The sequence below is a fragment of the Cupriavidus laharis genome, from assembly GCF_914271435.1.
Taxonomy (GTDB): domain Bacteria; phylum Pseudomonadota; class Gammaproteobacteria; order Burkholderiales; family Burkholderiaceae; genus Cupriavidus; species Cupriavidus laharis.
Genome location: NZ_CAJZAI010000044.1, coordinates 1 through 1,217 on the forward strand (window position 1 = coordinate 1; position 1,217 = coordinate 1,217).

At 59.7% G+C, this 1,217-nt stretch carries 1 protein-coding gene; it reads left to right on the plus strand.

Features of this window, described 5'->3' with window-relative positions; all coding sequences use genetic code 11:
- Positions 1-90 precede the first annotated feature (90 nt).
- Positions 91-1,077, plus strand: coding sequence for an IS5 family transposase (locus LDO29_RS28045; RefSeq protein WP_224082981.1), 987 nt, complete (start codon positions 91-93; stop codon positions 1,075-1,077).
- Positions 1,078-1,217: the final 140 nt, after the last annotated feature.

Genomic DNA, 1,217 nt, shown 5'->3' on the forward strand with positions numbered 1-1,217 from the left:
CTAGGGAATCGCTGATTAAATCAGTGCGCGAGTCATCGAGGCATTGGGTGAGCGCGTTGTCATAAGCGTGTTCATGGTTCAGGTCCTGTGATGAAGCGACAGATCAGTTTTGCGGAAGCGGAAAGCCACGGCAAGAAGCGTGTGACGCGCCGCCAGCGCTTCCTGACGGAGATGGAAAGCGTGGTGCCGTGGGCGCGCCTGATTGCGGCAGTTGAGCCGTACTACCCCAAGGGCAAACGTGGCCGGCCGCCGATCGGCCTTGAGCGGATGCTGCGCATTTACTTCCTCCAGCAGTGGTACGGGCTGTCGGACGAGGCACTGGAAGACGCGCTGTATGACAGCATGGCGATGCGGGCGTTTGCGGGGATCGACCTGGCAGTCGAGGCGGTGCCAGACGCGACCACGCTGCTGAAGTTTCGCCGCCTGCTCGTCGAGCATGAACTGACGCGAAAGCTGTTCGATGAGATCGGCATCATGCTGTGCGAGCGGGGACTGATGATGAAGGAAGGCACGATTGTGGATGCCACCATCATCGAGGCGCCACCGTCGACCAAGAACAAGGAGAAGAGCCGCGACCCGGAGATGCATCAAACCAAGAAGGGTAATGAGTGGCACTTTGGCATGAAGGCGCACGTCGGCGTGGATGCGGCTTCTGGGCTGGTGCATAGCGTGGTGGGCACCGCAGCGAACGAGTCGGACGTGTCGCAGGCGCATGCCTTGCTGCATGGTCACGAGGAGCATGCGTTTGGCGACGCGGGCTACATGGGCGTGGACAAGCGCGAGGAGATGCAAGGCAAGACCGTGAAGTGGCAGGTGGCCGTCAAGCGCGGCAAGATCAAGGCGATGCGTGACGGAGCGGTCAAGGACTTGGTGATCGCCGTCGAGCGGGCCAAGGCCCAGATTCGGGCGCGGGTCGAGCATCCGTTCCACGTCATCAAGAATCTGTTTGGTCATCGCAAGGTTCGCTACAAGGGCCTGTTCAAGAACACGGCGCAGTTGTTCAGCCTGTTTGGTTTAGCGAATCTGGTGTTCGCCAGGAGGCTGTTGTTGGCCTCAGAGGGGATCAATCCGTCCTGAGCGCGCAAAGCGCGGCCAGGAAAGGTGCGAAACACGAGAATGACGGCTTGAATCGGCCCATCTCTCCCGCATTGCGAAATGCTGAAGTCCTTGGCTTGTGCAACATCAAGCGCAAACCTCATTGATCAGCGATTCCCTAG